1 pseudogene is annotated in these 1,795 nt (G+C 54.2%); it reads left to right on the top strand.

Annotated features, from left to right (window positions below):
* Positions 1-390: 390 nt before the first annotated feature.
* Positions 391-1,795, top strand: a pseudogene (locus Q0349_RS07790) (hypothetical protein); the annotation flags it as partial.

The raw sequence follows: 1,795 nt of genomic DNA, 5'->3' as shown, positions 1-1,795 counted from the left end.
ACAAAAAAAAATCCTGATGGGCATCCTTTGGGAAGGTTATCTATTACCGATAATGATACTAACAAAGGTGTTAAAGAATTTAAGTTTATATCTATCAATGGTAACGTTATAGCTGCTTACGGGGATCCCGAAACAGGTTATTTTTCAAGAATATCAGTGTCTTCTAATAACACCACTGCCATATACGACTTTGATAAACTTAAACCAACTCCAGGGCAATATCCTGGTGTTAATCATGTAACAGAACTGGATTTTTCTAATTTTACCAAAGATAACACGATTAAAAGAACAGATTATAGCGTTGAAGATGGCGAGCTAAAGAAAGGCGAGACGACAACTATAGACCTATCTTCCTCTATAAATGATTTTGGAAACATTTTTGCTGCATCAATGCTTGACCCGTCTCTATGGGTAACCAATCTTGCGAGTGGCGCTTGGTACGACCTTTTTAGAGAAGCCATTGCCAAAGTTTACGATCCCCTCACCCTTGATTTGGACGGCGACGGCATCGAAACCCTCGCCAGCAACGGCCATAAAGGCGCGCTCTTTGACCACAGCAATGACGGTATCCGCACCGCTACCGGCTGGGTGGGCAAGGATGACGGCTTCCTCGTTTATGACCGCAATGGCGACGGCGTCGTCAATGACGGCGACGAGCTTTTCGGCGACAATACCCCGCTGAAAAACGGCGAGCGTGCCGCCAATGGCTATCAGGCGTTGGCAGAACTGGATGACAATGGCGACGGCAAAGTAGATGCTGCCGACAGTGCCTTTGCCAAGCTGCGCGTTTGGCGCGACCTCAACCAGGACGGCATCAGCCAAGAGGACGAACTGCTCACCCTCAATGAGGCAAAGGTCAAGGCGCTCAACCTCGCCAACAAGAATACTGACCGCGATTTGGGCAACGGCAACAGTCTCGCCGAAGAAGGCACTTACACCGACAGCGACGGCAACGAAAAACAGATGGGCGACCTCAACCTCGCCGCCGACCCTTTCCACAGCCGCTTCAGCGACAGCGTGCCTCTTACCGACGAACAGCAGCAGGCGCCGAACCTGCGCGGCAGCGGTCGCGTGCGCGACCTGCGCGAAGCGGCGGCACAATCGCCCGATGTCGCCGCCGCCCTGCAAGCCTATGCCAACGCGCAAACCAAGGAAGAACAACTGGCGCTGCGCGACCAGCTCCTGCGCGCCTGGGCAGGTACCGACAAACGCTTTACCACTGAAGGCGTGCTGGAAGCGGCTTCAAAAGATTTCGTCATGGCAAGCAGCGGCAAGGGCAACGCCATCATGCTCACACCGGGCGAACTCCAGGCACTGGGAACGATAGAAGGCCCCGATGTATGGACGCTGCTTGGCATCGAAGACCCGGAGCAGAAAAAGAAAGCGGCACTGCGCGAGAAAATCGCCATTCTCGACGCCTTCACCGGCACCGATTCCACCCACCTCTACTACGGCACCAAGGCACAGGCGCAACACACCCTCGACACCATCGAAAAAACCTACGCCAACCTTGCCGACAACCTCTACGACGGTCTGCTCTTCCAGACCCGCCTCAAACCCTACCTCAACGCCATCCGCTTCGGCATGAACGAAGAAGGCAAACTGCAACTGGACTACAGCGGCGTCGCCGCCCTCTTTGACGAAGTCCACGCGAAAAATCCCGGCAAGGCATTCACCGACCTCGGCGAACTGCTCGCCAAAGGCAACGCCGACGGCAGCAACACCGACCTGGCACCGCTCGCCGAAAAATTCGTGCAGTACGCGCAAGAGGCAGACAATAACGGCTCTTTTGAGG

The sequence above is a fragment of the uncultured Cardiobacterium sp. genome, from assembly GCF_938028185.1.
Lineage (GTDB): Bacteria > Pseudomonadota > Gammaproteobacteria > Cardiobacteriales > Cardiobacteriaceae > Cardiobacterium.
Note: the sequence above shows the minus strand (reverse complement) of the source record. Positions and strands in the feature narration are given on the sequence as shown.